The sequence below is a fragment of the Bradyrhizobium glycinis genome, assembly GCF_016031655.1.
GTDB classification, from domain to species: domain Bacteria; phylum Pseudomonadota; class Alphaproteobacteria; order Rhizobiales; family Xanthobacteraceae; genus Bradyrhizobium; species Bradyrhizobium glycinis.
In genome coordinates, this window is record NZ_JACCHQ010000045.1 from 1 (window position 1) to 17,085 (window position 17,085).

Annotated in this window: 17 protein-coding genes; 9 read left to right on the forward strand and 8 right to left on the reverse strand. The window is 64.5% G+C overall.

Features of this window, described 5'->3' with window-relative positions; genetic code table 11:
* Positions 1 to 154 precede the first annotated feature (154 nt).
* The 5 genes from HZZ16_RS35465 to pncA form a co-directional block, all read right to left on the reverse strand.
* A complete protein-coding gene (locus HZZ16_RS35465) occupies positions 155 to 1,432 on the reverse strand; it encodes a DUF1236 domain-containing protein (protein WP_197955296.1) in 1,278 nt (425 codons plus the stop codon).
* A gap of 101 nt (positions 1,433 to 1,533) precedes the next feature.
* The gene (locus tag HZZ16_RS35470; RefSeq protein ID WP_197955299.1) at positions 1,534 to 1,917 is read right to left on the reverse strand and encodes a GrlR family regulatory protein; all 384 of its coding nucleotides are present in this window, start codon (positions 1,915 to 1,917) and stop codon (positions 1,534 to 1,536) included.
* A 30-nt stretch (positions 1,918 to 1,947) separates the two neighbouring features.
* Positions 1,948 to 3,981: an NAD(+) synthase gene (locus tag HZZ16_RS35475; RefSeq protein ID WP_197955304.1), complete on the reverse strand. Its 2,034-nt coding sequence runs from the start codon at positions 3,979 to 3,981 to the stop codon at positions 1,948 to 1,950.
* A gap of 141 nt (positions 3,982 to 4,122) precedes the next feature.
* Complete coding sequence (locus tag HZZ16_RS35480) at positions 4,123 to 5,238, reverse strand: alpha/beta fold hydrolase (protein ID WP_197955309.1); 1,116 nt, start codon at positions 5,236 to 5,238, stop codon at positions 4,123 to 4,125.
* 16 nt (positions 5,239 to 5,254) lie between these two features.
* Positions 5,255 to 5,881 carry a bifunctional nicotinamidase/pyrazinamidase gene (pncA, locus tag HZZ16_RS35485; RefSeq protein WP_197955312.1) on the reverse strand — a complete coding sequence of 209 codons (627 nt, stop codon included), beginning with the start codon at positions 5,879 to 5,881 and terminating at the stop codon, positions 5,255 to 5,257.
* Between the two features lie 268 nt (positions 5,882 to 6,149).
* Here pncA and glk point away from each other — a divergent pair, with 268 nt between their 5' ends.
* The gene (gene glk, locus HZZ16_RS35490; RefSeq protein WP_197955321.1) at positions 6,150 to 7,121 is read left to right on the forward strand and encodes a glucokinase; all 972 of its coding nucleotides are present in this window, start codon (positions 6,150 to 6,152) and stop codon (positions 7,119 to 7,121) included.
* Positions 7,122 to 7,261: 140 nt separating this feature from the next.
* On the forward strand, positions 7,262 to 7,474 hold the full coding sequence (locus HZZ16_RS35495; RefSeq protein ID WP_197955322.1) for a hypothetical protein: 213 nt from the start codon (positions 7,262 to 7,264) through the stop codon (positions 7,472 to 7,474).
* A gap of 35 nt (positions 7,475 to 7,509) precedes the next feature.
* On the opposite strand, the gene HZZ16_RS35500 is transcribed toward HZZ16_RS35495, so the two are convergent.
* Together HZZ16_RS35500 and HZZ16_RS35505 are read right to left on the reverse strand one after the other, a co-directional pair.
* Entirely contained in the window at positions 7,510 to 7,887 is a 378-nt protein-coding gene (locus tag HZZ16_RS35500; protein ID WP_036012398.1) for a response regulator, read from the reverse strand.
* A 112-nt stretch (positions 7,888 to 7,999) separates the two neighbouring features.
* A complete protein-coding gene (locus tag HZZ16_RS35505) occupies positions 8,000 to 8,803 on the reverse strand; it encodes a Spy/CpxP family protein refolding chaperone (RefSeq protein ID WP_197955323.1) in 804 nt (267 codons plus the stop codon).
* 463 nt (positions 8,804 to 9,266) lie between these two features.
* Here HZZ16_RS35505 and HZZ16_RS35510 point away from each other — a divergent pair, with 463 nt between their 5' ends.
* The 6 genes from HZZ16_RS35510 (at position 9,267) to HZZ16_RS35535 (ending at position 15,424) form a co-directional block, all read left to right on the forward strand.
* A complete protein-coding gene (locus HZZ16_RS35510) occupies positions 9,267 to 10,607 on the forward strand; it encodes an ABC transporter substrate-binding protein (RefSeq protein ID WP_197955324.1) in 1,341 nt (446 codons plus the stop codon).
* A gap of 125 nt (positions 10,608 to 10,732) precedes the next feature.
* Positions 10,733 to 11,671, forward strand: coding sequence for a carbohydrate ABC transporter permease (locus HZZ16_RS35515; RefSeq protein WP_197955326.1), 939 nt, complete (start codon positions 10,733 to 10,735; stop codon positions 11,669 to 11,671).
* On the forward strand, positions 11,671 to 12,582 hold the full coding sequence (locus HZZ16_RS35520; RefSeq protein WP_197955328.1) for a carbohydrate ABC transporter permease: 912 nt from the start codon (positions 11,671 to 11,673) through the stop codon (positions 12,580 to 12,582). The genes HZZ16_RS35515 and HZZ16_RS35520 overlap by 1 nt, the downstream gene beginning before the upstream one ends.
* A gap of 20 nt (positions 12,583 to 12,602) precedes the next feature.
* Positions 12,603 to 13,703, forward strand: coding sequence for an ABC transporter ATP-binding protein (locus tag HZZ16_RS35525; RefSeq protein ID WP_197955329.1), 1,101 nt, complete (start codon positions 12,603 to 12,605; stop codon positions 13,701 to 13,703).
* Positions 13,704 to 13,738: 35 nt separating this feature from the next.
* Entirely contained in the window at positions 13,739 to 14,728 is a 990-nt protein-coding gene (locus HZZ16_RS35530) for a hydroxyacid dehydrogenase (protein WP_197955331.1), read from the forward strand.
* A 168-nt stretch (positions 14,729 to 14,896) separates the two neighbouring features.
* Positions 14,897 to 15,424 (forward strand): hypothetical protein, encoded by a 528-nt coding sequence (locus tag HZZ16_RS35535; protein WP_197955333.1) that lies wholly within the window; start codon positions 14,897 to 14,899, stop codon positions 15,422 to 15,424.
* Between the two features lie 195 nt (positions 15,425 to 15,619).
* Here HZZ16_RS35535 and HZZ16_RS35540 read toward each other — a convergent pair whose 3' ends face one another.
* Positions 15,620 to 16,117, reverse strand: a complete 498-nt coding sequence (locus tag HZZ16_RS35540; RefSeq protein ID WP_197955382.1) for a DUF1993 domain-containing protein — start codon at positions 16,115 to 16,117, stop codon at positions 15,620 to 15,622.
* A 116-nt stretch (positions 16,118 to 16,233) separates the two neighbouring features.
* Between HZZ16_RS35540 and HZZ16_RS35545 the strand changes: the two genes are divergently transcribed.
* Positions 16,234 to 17,013, forward strand: coding sequence for a transporter substrate-binding domain-containing protein (locus tag HZZ16_RS35545; RefSeq protein ID WP_197955335.1), 780 nt, complete (start codon positions 16,234 to 16,236; stop codon positions 17,011 to 17,013).
* Positions 17,014 to 17,085 lie beyond the last annotated feature (72 nt).

The following is a 17,085-nucleotide window of genomic DNA, read 5'->3' on the forward strand; positions in this document are numbered from 1 at the left end:
ACCACATGGGGCGGGGGATTGAAGGCTGGGGCAAGGTGACGAGGTCCGGACTCCTAGGCACTCCGGACCTCGAAACTTTTGATATCGAACGTGATCACGCGCCGCCCGGCTGCTTCAGCCGGGCGGCGCGTTGACGTTTCCAGTGCGTCTTCGATCAGCGCGTCTGCGGCTCGATCGTCACGGTGCAGTCGCCCTGCCCTTGCGTCGCGACCACGATGTTGCCCGCGGGAGCGCCGAGCGCAATCGGCGCCGAGGAGCCGCCGCCGGGCATCTGGACCGTCACGCTCAGGGAATCGGTGCGCGCGGTCGAGCCAACAGTCGAAGGTTCCGCCTGGGCGACATTGCCAGAGGCGTCACGCCGCATGATCTGGCAGTTCACATTGCTTCCGCCGGCCGCCGCCATGCTCGACGACGTGCCGCCGCCCATCTGTGCACGGGCGCGCGACGGATCGCGCGGCACCTGGCTGACGATGCGATGCGTACGCGGCTCCACGATGACGACGTCTTCCTCCGTGGCAAAATACTCGTAGTCGCGATATTGCGGCTCGATCGAGATGATCTCGGGCGGCAGCCTGTGGAGACGCACGCGCGGCGGAATGGTCTCGCCGACCCGGATCGAGATGTTCAGATTGCGCTCCGGCTCCGCCAGGCGTGCCCGGCTCATCGTTTCGGAGATCTGCACCTGCCTCTCGGTCGTCACCTGGGCCTGCTGGTTGACCTGCGTGTTGGTCTGCGTGGTCTGATTGGCCTGGTTGGCCTGCGTGCCCGAGGTGCCGGGCGCGGTCTGTGCGTTGTTGGTCGGAGCCGCGCGGTTGGTATCCGTCGCAGTGGCCGGCTGGTTGGTCTGTTGCGCCGGCGGCTGCTGCTCGGCGGCATTGCGCGGCGGCTGGGCCTGGTTGCGCTCGTTCTGGCGGGCTGTAGCTCCCGTGCGCTCGTTCTGCTGGCCAGTCGTCGGGCCCGTCTTGGATTTCTCGGATTCGGCGGTTGATTTCTGCGGCGCCGCCTTGTCCTGCGCAGCCTTGTCCTGCTTGGTTTCCGCACTGCTCTTGCCCGCATCGCGTCCGGACTTGGCGCTCTCGGCCTCCCGGTTGCGATCGCGCGCCGGCTCGCGAGATTCTTGTGCCTGATCCCTGGCCTTCGGTTGATTGCGCTCCGAGGCCGTCGCCGGCTGGCGCTTGTCGTCATTTGCCTCGCTCTTGGCAGCGCCGCCTCGATCCTCGCGGCCTGGGCCCTGGAGCCGCTCCTGGGCACCTTGCGCGCGCTCTTGAACGCGGTCTTGAGCCGCACCACCGCGCTGCGGAGCAGCGCCCTTGGCCGGTTCCTCGGTTCGTTTCGGCTCGTCTCTGCGCTCACCGGGCGCCTGGGCGTAGGCAAGGCCGGATGCGAGCATGAGCCCGACGGCCGCCGTCGATAACAGCAAATGTTGACGCATGGTCCCTCTCCTCGACAATTCGCAACAACACACGCGAACGTTCTGTCCGTGCGAAGGTTCCTGAGCAGGAACGCAGTCGAAGTGAGCCAATCAAGTCGCCATCATATCGCATCCTTCAGCGTCAATCGGGCCGTGAACGTCACGCTGGTCTTGCCGACCAGCGCCATGCCTTCGACTTCCGCACCGCCGGGGAAATAGTCGCCGGAAAAGCCGCAGGTGACCTCCCTGCCGCCGAATGCGAGCGTCCTACCGACCGCCTCGGTGTGCTGATTGACGATCATGTCGCCCCGCCACTTGCCGTTCCGGAAGGTGTAGCTGCCGGTGTAGTAGAAGTAGCTGTCGCCGCCCATGATGCGGCCGTCGCAGAGCACGACCACGCCCCTCGCCTGCCCACGCTTGCCGTCGCGCATTTCGATGTCGAAGATGTAGAGGCCGTTGACGACCCTGGCCTCCTCACCCGCTTCCGCCTCATCGCCAGCCGACATCCGATCATCCCCACCGATCCGCGGCCCCGCTCAGTTTGGCACGTTCCGCTCGAGGTCCTCGAGCCATGCCGCCGCGCTCGAATCCGATGGCGCGCGCCAATCGCCGCGCGGCGACAATGAACCGCCGGCCGAGACCTTCGGCCCGTTCGGCATGGCCGAGCGCTTGAACTGGCTGAAGGCAAAGAAGCGGCGCAGGAACACGTCGAGCCAACGGCGGATCTCCTTGAGATCATAGGCCCTGCGCCGGTCGCTGGGGAAGGCCGGCGGCCATTCGCCCTTGGCAACGTCCTTCCATGCCTGAAGCGCCATGAAGGCGATCTTGGACGGACGCATGCCGAAGCGCAGCGTATAGAACAGGTTGAAGTCCTGCAGCTCGTAAGGTCCGACGGACGCTTCCGTGCTCTGCGGCTTCTGGCCGGCCTCGACCGGCACGAGTTCCGGCGAGATCTCGGCCACAAGGATCGAGCCGAGGGTCCGATTGACGTCGTCGCTGAACTGTTTGGAGGAGATCACCCAGCGGATCAGATGCTGGATCAGCGTCTTCGGCACGCCGGCGTTGACGTTGTAGTGCGCCATCTGGTCGCCGACACCATAGGTGCACCAGCCGAGCGCGAGCTCTGAGAGATCGCCGGTTCCGATCACGATGCCGCCGTGATGGTTGGCGAGCCGAAACAAATAATCCGTGCGCAGGCCCGCCTGCACGTTCTCGAAGGTGACGTCGTAGACCTTCTCGCCCTTGCCGAAGGGATGGCCGATGTCCTTCAGCATCTGCGTCGCCGCGGTGCGGATGTCGAGCTCCTGCCAGCTCGTCTGCAACGCCTTCATCAGCGCGAGCGCGTTGGTCTTGCTCTCGCTGCCGGTGGCAAAGCCCGGCATGGTGTAGGCGAGGATATTCTCGCGCGGCAGGCCGAGCAGGTCGACGGCCTTGGCGGCGACGATCAGGGCGTGGGTGGAATCGAGGCCGCCCGACACGCCGATCACCACGCGCTTAGTGCCGGTGGCGCGCATGCGTTGCACGAGCCCCGCGACCTGGATGTTGTAGGCCTCGTAGCAGTCCTGCTCGAGCAGGCTCTCATCGCTCGGCACGAACGGAAAGCGCTCGACCTTGCGCAGGAAGCCGATATCGGCGGCCGGCGGCTTCAGGGCAAATGTCACCTTGCGGAAAAACGCCTCGCGCTGCCGCCGGTTGTCGTCGAACGTTCCCATCAGCGCGCGCTCCTGCCTGAGCAGGTCGAGGTCGACGTCGGCCAGCGTGATTTGGCCGCCCTGGCGGAACCGCTCGCCCTCGGCCAGCAGCACGCCATTCTCGTAGATCGAGGTCTGGCCGTCCCAGGCGAGATCGGTGGTGGATTCCCCGGCCCCGGCCGCGGAATAGACGTAAGCCGCGAGGCAGCGCGCCGAGGTCGATTGGCACAGCAACGCGCGCGAGCGCGCCCGGCCGATCGTGATCGGACTGCCCGAGAGGTTGATCAGCACGCTCGCGCCCGCAAGGGCGAGCTCCGAGGCCGGCGTCACCGGGATCCACATGTCCTCGCAAATCTCGACGCCGATGGTAAGGCCGGGAACGTCTTCAGCCGCGAACAGGAGATCCACGCCGAACGGTGCGTGCAGGCCGCCAATGGCGATGCTCTCACCGGCGATTCCGGCGCCGGAGGCGAAATGCCGTCCCTCGTAGAACTCGCGGTAGGTCGGCAAGTAAGATTTCGGCACGACACCGAGAACGTTGCCACGATGAATAACGACGGCGCAATTGTAGATGCGATTGCCAAAGCGCAGCGGCGCCCCGACGATCAGGACCGTCATTAGCCCCGCGGAGGCCGCAACGATCGCTACGAGCCCGCGCTCGACCGCATCGAGCAGCGGATCCTGCTTCACCAGGTCCTCGATCGCATAACCGGACAGGCACAGCTCGGGAAACACCGCGACCGCGACCGACTGCTCATGGCAGGCATTGGCCGCCGCCAGCACGGCCTTCGCGTTGGCGCTGGGATCGGCGACGTGGGAGGTGGTCACGCAGGCCGCCACGCGCGCAAATCCGTGGGTGTAGATCGAGTGGAAAGTCATCGAGCGCAGTACCCTCAAGTCTCTTGCCGGCGGCCGCCGCCGTCAGCTCCGGTCATATGTAGCCCATCGATCCGGCCCCGTGCAGGCCATCCGCCATCATGCATAACGGATTTGCGCCCCGTCCGGTCAGTGCCAACGAGCTCAGGCGCTGCGGGCCAGCACACCGGGAAGATCGTCGCGCAGCCACCCGGCGATCCGGGGCCAGGCATGCGCATGGGTGCGCGCGCCCATGAACAGGCCGAGATGGTTGCTGGGCTCGGATGCCGCCGCGATGAAGGCGGGCGGCGTGCCGACGAGCCCCGCGGTGGCGAGCGCTTGCGTCGCGGGCACCACATCGTCGTCCAGTCCGGCGAGCAGGAAGATCGGCGCCTTGACATGCTTCAGATCGATCGGGCGGCCGAGCGCGACGAAACTACCCTGGGCGATGCGGTTCTCCCGGAAGATCGCGTTGACGATCTCGAGATAATAAGTGCCCGGCAAGTTGAGCGTCTCGGCGTTCCAGCGGTCGAACCGCGCGAGCAGCTCGGCGCCCTGCTCGTCCGAGAGATCCCGCTGCAATGCCGCCCTGATAGCGTCGTTGTCAGGGGTTTTGGACCAGAAGCGCAGCATCTCCTCGCCGCTCACATTGCCGCCGCCGCGCGCGACGAGCTGGTCATAGACCAGCTCGGGCGCGTTGCGGGCGAGCCGGGACAGCGAGGATTCGATCGACAGGTCCACGGGAGCACCGACCAGAACCAGCCGCCGCACCTTGGCTGGAAAGCGCGCGGCATAGAGCAGCGACAGCCATCCGCCCTGGCACAGCCCCACGAGATCCACCGGCGCGCCGATCTCGTCGATGGCGACGTTGAGATCGCCGAGATAGCTGTCGATGGAGAGATAGCGCATGTCTGACGTCGCCGACCGCCAGTCGGTGAGATAGACCCGATCGATGCCGCCGTTTTGTAGCGACTGCACCACGCTGTGGCCTGGGGCGAAATCGGCGATCAGGGCCCGGTGCAGCGCATAGGGCGCGCAGACCAGCGCCGGCTGGCCGGACCGGGTCTGCGAGCAATCGCGCAGCTGCATCGTTGCGAGCTCCAACGCAACGCTGCTCGGCGTCGTCCATGGCAGGCTGCTGTCGCCCTGTTGCTCGGGTGCCCGCTCCAGCCACCAGAAGCAGGCATCCACGGCAAGCTGCGCCGCCACAAACGGCCAGAGCCGGGGATCATCAGGCGCCTGCCCTGGCCCGCGTGGCGGTTTGCCGGTCTTGTCCACCATGGCTATCTCGACATCCTCACAGAAACGCCTCGAGGCTCACGACGGCAATGCCGAGGTCCCGAAAACTCCGATGGGTCGCCGCGACCGAGCCGTCGAGATCGATGCCGCGACAGGCATCCTCGATGACGGCCACCTCCAGTCCCGCCTTGCGCGCATCCTCCGCCGAGAAGCGGACGCAGAAGTCCAGCGCCAGACCGGCGACAAAGACGGTCTTCAGCTCGCGTTCGCGCAAATATCCAAGCAATCCGGTCGGTGTGCGATGGTCGTTCTCGAACAGCGCCGAATAGGAATCGATGCCGCGGCGAAAGCCCTTGCGCACCACGAGGCTCGCCCGCGTCACGTCGAGATCGCGATGGAATTCGGCGCCGGCCGTACCTTGCACGCAATGCGTCGGCCACAGCACCTGCCGGCCGTAGTCGAGCTCGATCGTCTCGAACGGCTGCTTGCCGGCATGGTTCGGCGCGAACGAGACGTGGTCGCTCGGATGCCAGTCCTGTGTCAGCACCAGATTGGCGAATTTTTGGGCGATCCTGTTAATGGCGGGGACGACTTTCTCACCCCCTGGCACCGCCAGCGCTCCACCGGTGCAAAAATCGTTCTGCACGTCGATCGCCAGCAGCACGTCGCGGTCGGAAATCTTCATCGTCGTCTCATTCGATCTGCCGGGCGCGATGGCGCCGGCCGAGCCCCCCTCAGTGTCGGCCTTCCCGCGCCGCTTCGCAACCACTGGCACGCGCGACAGCTGCGCGAATTGGTCACCATAGGCCGCCACGATGCAACGGTTTGACCTCGTCCGTGTTGACTAGGCGCACCCAAGGGCAGATTCTCGCGCCGCCCGCGCCAGGCGGATCGGGTCGAAGCAGCGGAGGACAGGGCTGCCAGGGCCTGAAGGTCGTGGCGGCGATGAGGCCATGAATATCGGCAAGACCGGAAAAATTCTTCTCGCCGATATCGGCGGCACCAATGCGCGCTTCGCGCTGAGCCCGAGCGGTCGGACCGGACCGATCGACTATGTCAAGGTCGCAGACTTCCCGACCGTCCGCGAAGCCATCGCGGACGTTCTGGCGCGCCGGTCGAACGGCGAGCCGCCCCATCGCGCGGTGCTGGCCGTGGCAGGTCCCGTCACCAACAATCGCTGCGCCATGACCAACAGCCCCTGGGTCATCGACGGTAACGAGCTGCAGTCCGCGCTCGGCTTCGACAGCGTCCATGTGCTGAACGATTTCGAGGTGGTGGCCTGGTCCCTGCCTGCCTTGGAGCCTTCAGACCTGGTGCCGCTCGGCGGCGGCGACGGCCTGCCCGGAGAGCCGTTGCTGGTCGTTGGTCCCGGAACCGGATTTGGTGTCTCCTGCCTGGTCGACCGCCATGGCTCGCGACTGGCCGTCGTCACCGAGGCTGGACATGCGACCCTGCCGGCGGAGAACGAGCGCGAGGAGCGCGTGATCGCCTGCTTGCGCCGGCGCCTCGGCCACGTCTCTATCGAGCGCGGCGCCCTCTCGGGCTCGGGGCTGCAAAACCTGTATGAGGCGTTGGCTGAGATCGACGGCGTTCAGGTGCCCCATCGCGATGCCGCCGCGATCACCCAGGCCGCCCTGGAGAACAGCTGTCCGGTCAGCCGCGCGACGCTGGAGATGTTTTGCGCCATCCTCGGCTCGGTCGCCGGCAATCTCGCGGTGACCTTCGGCGCCCGCGGCGGCGTCTATGTCGCCGGCGGAATCGTGCCGCGTTTCCGCGAGTTCCTCGCCGCCTCCGCGTTCCGGGCGCGCTTCGAAGCCAAGGGACGGTTCCAGGATTATTTGCGCAACATCCCGACCAGGCTCGTGATCAAGCCCGATGCGAGCTTCCTCGGCCTGACGATGTTTGCCGAGCACAATTCCGGCTGAGTGGCGGCCTCAGGCGGCGAGTTCACGTCATGCACAGCTGATTGCAGCGCGCCCGCGGTTCCACGCAGGTTCGCGCTTGCCTGCATGTTCCCGATGAGAAACAATCTACTCGTGTGTGGCGTAGTTGCGGGGGGCGTGACATGCGTAAGCAGGATTCGGGTTTCGATTATCACCGCTATCACCGCCTGCTGCGCGAAGCGGACAGCGAAGACAAGCGGCTGGCGCTCATCGAGCTCCTGATCGAGGAAAAAGCCCGCGACCAGCTGGCTGCCCAGCGCGCTTCGGACCGCGCGGCCATGACGGCTCACACCATCGCCACGGTGCTGAGGAACGGTCGCAACCCTGCCGGTTGAGCTGCTCTTCAGCCTCGCGCCAAAAGCGCGATCGGTCAGCTCGGGATAGTGGCTGACGGCTCGGGAAACATCGAATCGATCATCGCCTTGAGCTGATCCATCGCGATCGGCTTGCGCAGGATCGGCCTGCGCCGGAGCAAGGACGGCAGCAGTTCCGGACCGTAGCCTGTGGCGAACAGAAACGGTTTTCCGCGACGTTCGATCAGGTCGGCGACGGGGTCGACATAGACGCCCATCAGATTGATGTCGAGGATGGCCAGATCGTACTGCGCGGTCATGGCAAAGGCGCTGGCGTCGCGCACATTATCTGCTTCCGCAACGACGTGGTGGCCGAGCTCCTCCACCATGTCGGCGATCATCATCCGGATCAACGCCTCGTCTTCGACCAGGAAAACGGAGAGTCCGTCCGCCATATCAACCCCGCAATCAGCCTTGCGAAGCTAAGCATAACCGAATTGCAGTGTGGATACACGAATTCGTGGCGCGCGCCGTTAATTCGCACGCGCCCGAACCGATTCAACTTGATCAATCCAGTCCGCGCTCGTGGCTGAGGCGCACCATTTCCTGGATGAACACCTGCTTCTGCTTGTCGTCGAGGCTCGAATAAAGCGGTTCGGCGGCGTCGGCGACGTTGCGCTGGTCGGCGGCACGATCGATCAGGAACTGGGCCTCGTTGCGCATCTGCTCGATGATGTCGTCGGGAGGATCGCGCTTGGCGCGCGCAATCCGCAGGTTGAGCCGCTCTGCGCCATTATGCCCGAGGTAGTGCATCGCGCTCGAGAAGCCGTACCAGTGCTTCTCCTGATCGGGCGTGAGGTTCAGCTCGCTCTTGATCCGCTCGATGTAGGAATCGCTGTTGGCGACGATCTGCTCGGCGGTCAGCTGCGGCGCACCGGGCTGGGTCAGAACCGTGACTTCCTTGTTGTCTTTACCCTTGTTGTCCTGCGGCGCGTTTTTCGCCTCCTTGGTCGCCTTTGCGCCCTTGCCCTTGGCGCTCTTGGCATCCTTGTCCTTGGCCCCGCCCTGCTGCTTGGAATCCTTGCCGGCGTCCTTGCCGGCGTCCTTGGGGGGCGGCGCCTGATTGCCGCTGTTGGTGTTGCCAACACCGAGCACGCCGGTGAACACGCCGACCACTCCGCCGATGGCTCCACCGAGCACGCCTCCGACCGGACCTGCCGCCTTGTTGCCGGCTGCGGCGCCTTCCTGAACGCCCTTGACCAGACCTTGAGCATTCGCCACCGCGGCGGCCCCGAGCAACAGCGCGAGCACGGACCCCAGTGCCAGGCATCGCCGCAGGTGAAGCCGCGCGGGTGGCGCCGGTTTGATCATTCTCGTCTCCATCATCGATCTGGCCTGTCAGCGGGAGGTAGCCGCTAGGCGCAACTCTATCGTTTCCGCCGCTTCGAGGTCCAGACGCGGCCAATTGCTGTCCACGTCCGAAAAGTCTTTCACGCGAAGCGGTTATGCAGGCTCATGCGGAACTGCGGCGTAAATGCGCACGGCGCGTTTCAGACCGCTTGGCGCAAAGTGTGCGTCGCAAAAAGCTTCGGTGCCGGCGCCTTCTGCGGGCCGCATCGCCCAGGCATCGCGACGTTTCCGGGCACAACGTTAGTTTTAGAAGCGGAGCCGTTCGGCTTTCTCGACAGACGCGATCAATCATGATCTGATCGCGCTACCAATTTGCTGCGACAGGCGTGAATTGCCCACGCGGGCCGACGGCACCAACAAGAAAATCGACCAAAAGAACTCAAGAAAGAAGTCTCAAACAACAACACCCAAGCGAGGAAACGAGATGTCACGCAAGAAACTGACGCGACGTCAATTTGTGGCTGCCACTGCAATGTCCTCCGCGGCGCTGATTACAGCGCCCTATGTCCGGGGCGCTTACGCCGCCGGCAAGCTCTCGATCGGCTTCTGGGACCATTGGGTGCCGGGTGCCAACGACGCCTCCACCGCCATGGTCAAAGCATGGGGCGAAAAGGAGAAAGTCGAAGTCTCGATCGACTACATCACCAGCAACAACAACAAGATCCAGCTCACGGTCGCAGCCGAGGCGCAGGCGAAATCCGGCCACGACATCCTGCAGATGCCGACCTGGTGGCCGCACGCCTACGCCGAAAGCCTCGAGCCGGTGAACGACGTCATGGAGCCGCTCGTCAAGCAGAACGGCGAGGTCAACGGCACCGTCAAATATCTCGGCCAGGCCGGCGGCAAGTGGCTCGCCGTTCCCGCAATCCCGGGAAGCCAGATCAAGGGGCCCTGCTCCCGCATCGACCTGATGAAGAAGCATGCCGGCATCGACGTGCAGGAACTGTACCCCGTCGGCGCGCCCGCAAAGGCGGACAATTGGACGTTGGACACCTTCCTCAAGGCGGCCGAGGCCTGCCACAAGGGCGGCGTGCCGTTCGGGATCGGCCTCGGCGAAACCACGGACAGCGTCGACACTGCAGGCGCGATCTTCCAGTCCTTCGGTGCCGAGCTCGTCAACGCCAAGGGCGACGTCACGGTGAAGACCGATGCCGTTCGCCAGGCGCTCGAATATTACAAGAAGCTGATCGCCTTCCTGCCGCCGGACGCTCCGTCCTGGGATGACGCCTCGAACAACAAATGGCTGATCTCGGGCCGCGGCGCGATGATCCTGAATCCGCCGAGCGCCTGGGCGGTCGCAAGGCGCGACGCGCCGCAGATCGCCGAGCAGTGCTGGACGCACGGCATGCCGTCCGGGCCCAAGGGCCGCTTCGCACCCTACCTGCCGTACTTCTGGGGTCTCTGGAGCTTCAGCAAGAACAAGGAAGCGGCCAAGAGCCTCCTCACCTACCTATCGCAGCCGTCATCGATCGAAAAATTCGTCGCGGCGAGCGGCGGCTACGATCTGCCCGCCTACGCCAACATGACGACCCTGAAGACCTGGGCCGAGGAAGGGCCGCCGAAGGGGACGCTGTATCACTATCCGAACCCCAATAACCATCAGACGCTGTCGATCGCGGCGTCTCCCGCGCCGCCCAAGATCGCGCAGCAGATCTACTTCCAGGCGACGTTGACCAAGATGGCGCTGCGCTATGCGCAGGGCGAAAAGATGGAGGCCACGCTCGCCTGGGCCGAAGGCGAGTGCGAGGGCTTCATGCGGAGTTGATGCCGGGCGTGTGCCAGGCGGTTCACGCTTGAGGCTTGAGCCGCCACGCATCGCGTGCCGCCAATCGAGGAAGCCGGCCGAACCGGCCGGCTTCGCCAGTCGACAATTTCCGAGAAAGCTACGCCATGGCTGATGTCGTCGTTGAGCAAGGTCAAGCGGTCCGTGCGGCGCGCGCGCGCAAGCAGGCCAGCCTTCGCAATGTCTTGGGACGAAAATCGACGGTCGCGTTCTTCCTGACGCTGCCGCTGATCCTCCTGATAGCGCTCCTCGTGCTCTATCCCGCCGTCTACTCCGTCCATCTCGCGACGCTGAACAAGTCGATGCAGAAGTTCGTCGGCTTCGGCAACTTCCTGTTCCTGTTCAAGCGCGACACCTTCTGGATGGTGGTGAAGCAATCCTGCATCTTTGCCGTCACGGCCGTGTTCTTCAAGGCGCTGATCGGATTCATCGTCGCCCATTTCGTGCACAACATTCCGGCCAAGGGGCAGCGCAAATGGCGCGGCATGCTGCTGGTGCCCTGGGTGATTCCGCCGGCGATGAGCACGCTGGCCTGGCTGTGGCTGTTCGATCCCTCCTACAGCGCCTTCAACTACACGCTCTCATTCTTCGGTATCGGCCCGATCAACTGGCTCGGCGACAATGTTTGGGCTCGCTTTTCCGTCATCCTCGTCAACATCTGGTACGGCGCGCCGTTCTTCATGATCATGTATCTGGCCGCGCTGAAATCGGTGCCGGACCAGCTCTACGAGGCCGCGGCGATCGACGGCGCCAATTGGTGGCAGAAGATCTGGTACGTCACGCTGCCGATGATGCGGAATATCATCGCGATCACGGCGCTGTTCTCGCTGATCGTGACCTTCGCCAATTTCGACATCGTCCGCATCCTGACCTCGGGCGGCCCGCTCGACCAGACGCATATCTTCGCCACCTGGGCCTTCAAGGTCGGCATCGAAGGCAGCGACATTCCGCTCGGCGCCAGCGTCTCGCTGTTCATGGTGCCGATCCTCGCCATCGCAGCGATCTTCATCCTGCGCGATGTCTCCAAACGCGGGAATGAAGCCTGATGAGCACGCTTGCAATCGACAAGGCCGGACCGTCGCGCAAGGTCAAATATGGCAGCATGAGCCGGGATCGCGCCTGGGCGCTGCGCTGGTCCTATTTCTTCCTGGTGCTGTTCGCGATCTTCTTCCTGACGCCGCCGATCTACATGCTAGTCACCTCGCTCAAGAGCAGCGCGGAGATATCGGCGGCAACAAATCCCTGGTGGGTGTTTCACCCCACCTTGTCGAACTATGTCGAGCTCCTGACCTCCAACCAGTTCCTGCGCTTCTTCTGGAATTCGTCGATCGTCTCGCTCGCGGTCGTCCTCGTGACCATGCTGATCAGCGTTCCCGCGGCATTCGCGCTGGCACGCATGAAGTTCTGGGGCTCGACGACGCTGGCGACCGGCGTCTTCCTCACCTACCTCATCCCGGACAGCCTGTTGTTCATTCCGCTGTTCAAGATGCTGGCGTTGGTCCAGGACTACACCGGCATCACGCTGCTCAACAGATGGTACGTGCTGCTGTTCATCTATCCGACGCTGACGGTGCCGTTCTGCACCTGGATCATGATCGGCTATTTCGCCTCGATCCCGAAGGAGCTCGATGAAGCCGCCCTCATCGACGGCGCCTCCTGGCTGCAGACGCTGACGCGGATCTTCATCCCGGTCGCGCTGCCCGGGCTGATTGCCGCGACCATCTTCGCCTTCACCGTGTCCTGGGCGCAGTTCCTCTATCCCCTGGTGTTCACGACGTCGGTCGACCAGCTCGTGCTGCCCGTGGGCATCACCACCACGCTGATCAAGGGCGACGTCTTCAACTGGGGGCAGATCATGACCGGCGCGCTGCTCGGCGCCGCGCCGCCGCTGATCATCTACGCATTCCTGATGGACTACTACATTGCCGGCCTGACCGCCGGCGCGACAAAGGGTTGATGACGAGGAGCTGAAGTTCGATGGCTGACGTTGCTTTGCGGAAGGTAGTCAAGCGTTACGACGACGTCGAAGCCGTGCGCGGCATCGATCTCGACATCGCCGACCATGAGTTCATCGTGCTGGTCGGCCCCTCCGGCTGCGGCAAGTCGACCACGCTGCGGATGATCGCAGGCCTCGAGGACATCAGCGACGGCGACATCATGATCGGCGGCGACATCGTCAACGACGTGCCGCCGAAGGACCGCGACATCGCCATGGTGTTCCAGAACTACGCGCTCTACCCGCACATGACGGTCGCCGAGAACATGTCGTTCGGGCTGCGCCTGAAGCACTATCCCAAGGCCGAGATCAAGGCCCGGGTGACCGAGGCCGCCCGCCTCCTCGACATCACCGACCTGATCGACCGCAAGCCGAAGCAGCTCTCCGGCGGCCAGCGCCAGCGCGTCGCCATGGGCCGCGCCATCGTGCGCAACCCCAAGGTCTTCCTGTTCGACGAGCCGCTGTCCAATCTCGATGCCAAGCTCCGCGTGCAGATGCGGATCGAGATCAAGAAGGTGCACCAGAAGGTGCGCACCACCACGGTCTACGTCACCCACGACCAGGTCGAGGCGATGACGCTGGCCGACCGCGTGGTGGTGATGAACAAGGGCCGCATCGAGCAGATCGGCACGCCGAACGAGCTCTACCACAAGCCGGCGACGCGCTTCGTGGCGGGCTTCATCGGCTCGCCCGCGATGAACTTCATCCCCTGCCGGCTCGAGGATGTCGGCGGCACGCTCCAGCTCCGCCTCACCGACCGCATCGCCTTCCCGCTGCCGCCGGCCCGCGCCGCGCGCTACAACGCACTACCGCGCACCGAGAAGCTGCTGCTCGGCATCCGTCCCGAGCATCTCACCGAGTCGCATGCGCATCTGGCGCCCGGCGTCGAGACCTTCGATACCGTGCTCGACGTCACCGAGCCGATGGGGATGGAGACGCTGGTCTATTTCGGGCTTGACGGCGCGCCGGTCTGCGGCCGCGTCGATCCCAATGCCGGCGCCAAGGACGGGGCACCCATGCGCCTGGCGATGGACCTCAACAACATGCACCTGCTAAATGAGGAGACCGGCGTCGTGCTGTGACGCCGCGATCCAAGAAAAGCGCAGGCAGGGGAGCAATGGCGACCAACAAGAAGAAGATTTTCGTTACGCAAACTTTGTCGCAAGGGGCACGCGCCCTCCTCACCCAGCGGGACGATATCGAGCTCGTCGAGTTTCCGAACCTGATCTCGGCGAAGGATTTCGAGGCCTTGTTGAAGAGCCATGCGCCGGTGCATGGCGTGGCGCTGGGCGCCACCGCCTTCGGCGAGACCGAGCTCGAGGCTGCCCGCGACATGAAGGTGGTGACCCGCATCGGCGTTGGCTACGACGCCGTCGACGTGCCCGCCCTCTCCCGCCGCAAGGTACCGTTGATGGTGGCCGGCAGCGCCAACTCGCCCTCGGTCGCGGAAGCAGCGTTGTTCATGATGCTGACGCTGGCCAAGCGCGCGCAGGAGCTGCATTCCTGCGTCAAGGAGGGCACATGGGCCGACCGGCTCGGCATGCTGCCGTTCGACCTTTACGGCAAGACCGTGCTGATTATCGGCTTCGGCCGCATCGGCAGCCGCACAGCGAAGCGCTGCCTGGCGTTCGAGATGAAGGTGCAGGTCTACGATCCCTACAGGGACGCCGCCGACATCAAGGCGGCCGGATGCGAGCCGGTCACCGACCTCGACGCCGCGTTGCCTCACGCCGACTTCGTCACCATCCACTGCCCGAAGACGCCGGAGACCGTCGGCCTGTTCGATGCGATGCGGATCGGCCGCATGAAGCCGAGATCCTACCTCATCAACACCGCGCGCGGCGGCATCGTGAAGGAAGCGGCGCTCTATGACGCACTGGCGTCCGGAAAGCTCGCCGGCGCCGGCATCGACGTGTTCGAGGTGGAGCCGCCGCCGGTCAGCAACGCGCTGTTTGCGCTGCCCAACGTCATCATGGCCCCGCACGTCGCCGGCGTCACAATCGAGGCGGTGAGCCGCATGAGCGAGCAGACCGCGCGCAATATCCTGAGCGTGCTGGACGGCGATCCCATCCGTCAGAACGTCATCAACAGGGACGTGCTGAGCTGACATCGCGAAGGTCGGCGGCTCGTCCGCCCGCCTTCGGAAGGCCAGAAAGCGTCCCATTTTGGTGCAGATCGGGCCCCAACTCAGCCTTAATCAAACGCGCGTAATGGTCTTGAAACGCGGCGGCGGTGGGACAGACTGGCCGGCGCGGCGAGCTGGAGGATGGACCCCTTGTCAGAGATCGACCCGACCGACCACGCGCTGGCGACCATTGCCAGCATCCTGGAGCACCCCGAGCCCGTTCTCGTCATTCGCCAGACCGAGACCGAAATCGTGGTCGCCGGAGAGCGTGAGCACACCGTGTCTGACGAGCCGCCGATCGTGGACGAGCGTCCGGCGATCGACGAGCATCCCCTGATCGACGAGCATTCGGTCGTCGCGGAGCATCCGGTGGTCGAGGAGCAGCCGCTGGCGCCGGAGCACACCGATGCCGATGGCTACAGCAAGGTTGGTCCGGGACCCATGGTCGCGATCCGTCTGAAATGGACGGTTCATCGCGGCGATGACGGCCAGTATTACGTTCATGAGACCATCGGTGAGCAGTCCGCGCCGGTGGTCAGTGGTCCCATGACGAGCGAGGCCGCGGTGCGTTTCGTCGACACTCAGCAAGACGAGGCGCAGCGGCGCTTCGAGCTGCTGCGCAGCGAGATCGCCGGCCGCAGCTCGCTTGCCGACTACGAGCGCAAGGGCGAAGCGTAAGGCCCTCGCATTTGAACATTTAGTAGTTGTCGTCATGCCCGGGCTTGTCCCGGGCATCCACGTTCTTTGCGCTGCGTGGACAGGCGCGGATGGTCGGGACAAGCCCGGCCATGACGCTATGGAGACAAACGTGTCCCACAGCCCACAGCTCATCTGCGATGACGCCGTCGTTGGGCCGAGATGGACATCGCGCTGCTACTTCCTCCCCAGATAATCCTTCTTTACCAGCTCGACGCCGGCGTGCCGGAGCAGATCGTAGGCGGTGGTGACGTGAAAGAAGAATTGTGGGACGCTGAACGTCAGTAGCAACGTCCGCCCGGTGAAGGGCAGCGCGGTCCCGTTCTTCAATCTGAAGAAGACATTCCGTTCCGCCGCCGCATCGATCTCCGCGCGCGGCAGGCTCTCGATGAATTCGATGGACGTTGCGATGCGCGCCTGCAGCCCGGCCATCTCGTGCTCCAGCGCCGGCAGCGCCACCGGCTCGCACTGCGCCAGCAGGGCCGGTGCGACCGTGGCATGGCGGCAGGCCTCGCCGACCTGCTGGGCAAGGTCATACATGTTCGGCGCAAGGCGCATGCCGAGCAGAATCGCCGGGTCGAATTTCCGGCCCTGCGCATAGGCAACGCCCTTGTCGAGCAGCGCGGACAGGTTGCGCAAATAGGGCACGAACAGGCCGACCGAGGCCTCGTACATCGAGATCGTCACCTCAAGGATTCCCTTCGATTTCTGCCTCGCCAGCGACGGGCTTCTGGTCTAAATCCACGTCCGAACGGCTGCACAATGACAGCTCGCGCAGGGGTGGAAAAGAGATGATGGTCCGAATCGTGACGGCTTTGGCCGTGATGTTGCTGGCAAACCTTTCGGCCCAGGCGCAGCAAGCGCCCTCGCGTCTCGACGAGATCGTCAAACGCGGCAGCCTGCGCGTCGGCATGACCGGCGACTACAAGCCGTTTACCTATCTGGACAAGGCCACGCAGCAGTTCTCCGGCTTCGACGTCGACATGGCCGAAGCGCTCGGCAAGGCGCTCGGGGTCAAGGTCGAATACGTAGCCACGACCTGGCCGAAGCTGATGAAGGATTTCGAGGCCGACCAGTTCGACATCGCCATGGGCGGCGTATCCGTGACGCTCGACCGGCAGAAGAAGGGCTTCTTCTCCACGCCGATCATGCGCGAAGGCAAGACGCCGATCGCGCGCTGCGCCGATGTCGGCAAGTACCAGACGCTTCCCGACATCGACAAGAAGGGCACCCGCGTCATCGTCAATCCCGGCGGCACCAACGAGCGCTTCGCCCGCGCCAACATCAAGGAGGCCGAGATCACCGTCTTCCCCGACAACACCGCGATCTTCCACGAGATCGCCAAGGGCAACGCCGATCTGATGATGACTGACGCCTCCGAGACCCGCTACCAGCAGAAGCAGCATCCGGGCGTGCTCTGCGCGGTGCATCCGGAAAAGCCGTTCGACTTTTCGGAAAAAGCCTATTGGATCCAGCGCGACATGGCGCTGAAGGCGTTCGTCGACCAGTGGCTGCACATTGCGATGGAAGACGGCACCTACAAGAAGATCCACGCGGCCTGGTTCGATTAGGCCGCGTCCTCCTGTCGCTTGCCTCGCCAAACTTTGGACCGGCTCCGGGCCTATTGAACCCGGAACCGCCGG

Excerpts from the sequence above, each read along its gene's own strand:
- HZZ16_RS35540 (WP_197955382.1), bottom strand. The coding sequence starts at position 16,117 with ATGTACGAGGCCTCGGTCGGCCTGTTCGTGCCCTATTTGCGCAACCTG.
- pncA (WP_197955312.1), bottom strand. The coding sequence starts at position 5,881 with ATGAAGATTTCCGACCGCGACGTGCTGCTGGCGATCGACGTGCAGAAC.
- HZZ16_RS35505 (WP_197955323.1), bottom strand. The coding sequence starts at position 8,803 with ATGATCAAACCGGCGCCACCCGCGCGGCTTCACCTGCGGCGATGCCTG.
- HZZ16_RS35470 (WP_197955299.1), bottom strand. The coding sequence starts at position 1,917 with ATGTCGGCTGGCGATGAGGCGGAAGCGGGTGAGGAGGCCAGGGTCGTC.
- HZZ16_RS35525 (WP_197955329.1), top strand. The coding sequence starts at position 12,603 with ATGGCTGACGTTGCTTTGCGGAAGGTAGTCAAGCGTTACGACGACGTC.
- HZZ16_RS35475 (WP_197955304.1), bottom strand. The coding sequence starts at position 3,981 with ATGACTTTCCACTCGATCTACACCCACGGATTTGCGCGCGTGGCGGCC.
- HZZ16_RS35465 (WP_197955296.1), bottom strand. The coding sequence starts at position 1,432 with ATGCGTCAACATTTGCTGTTATCGACGGCGGCCGTCGGGCTCATGCTC.
- HZZ16_RS35545 (WP_197955335.1), top strand. The coding sequence starts at position 16,234 with ATGATGGTCCGAATCGTGACGGCTTTGGCCGTGATGTTGCTGGCAAAC.
- HZZ16_RS35530 (WP_197955331.1), top strand. The coding sequence starts at position 13,739 with ATGGCGACCAACAAGAAGAAGATTTTCGTTACGCAAACTTTGTCGCAA.
- HZZ16_RS35510 (WP_197955324.1), top strand. The coding sequence starts at position 9,267 with ATGTCACGCAAGAAACTGACGCGACGTCAATTTGTGGCTGCCACTGCA.
- HZZ16_RS35480 (WP_197955309.1), bottom strand. The coding sequence starts at position 5,238 with ATGGTGGACAAGACCGGCAAACCGCCACGCGGGCCAGGGCAGGCGCCT.
- glk (WP_197955321.1), top strand. The coding sequence starts at position 6,150 with ATGAATATCGGCAAGACCGGAAAAATTCTTCTCGCCGATATCGGCGGC.
- HZZ16_RS35500 (WP_036012398.1), bottom strand. The coding sequence starts at position 7,887 with ATGGCGGACGGACTCTCCGTTTTCCTGGTCGAAGACGAGGCGTTGATC.
- HZZ16_RS35495 (WP_197955322.1), top strand. The coding sequence starts at position 7,262 with ATGCGTAAGCAGGATTCGGGTTTCGATTATCACCGCTATCACCGCCTG.
- HZZ16_RS35520 (WP_197955328.1), top strand. The coding sequence starts at position 11,671 with ATGAGCACGCTTGCAATCGACAAGGCCGGACCGTCGCGCAAGGTCAAA.
- HZZ16_RS35515 (WP_197955326.1), top strand. The coding sequence starts at position 10,733 with ATGGCTGATGTCGTCGTTGAGCAAGGTCAAGCGGTCCGTGCGGCGCGC.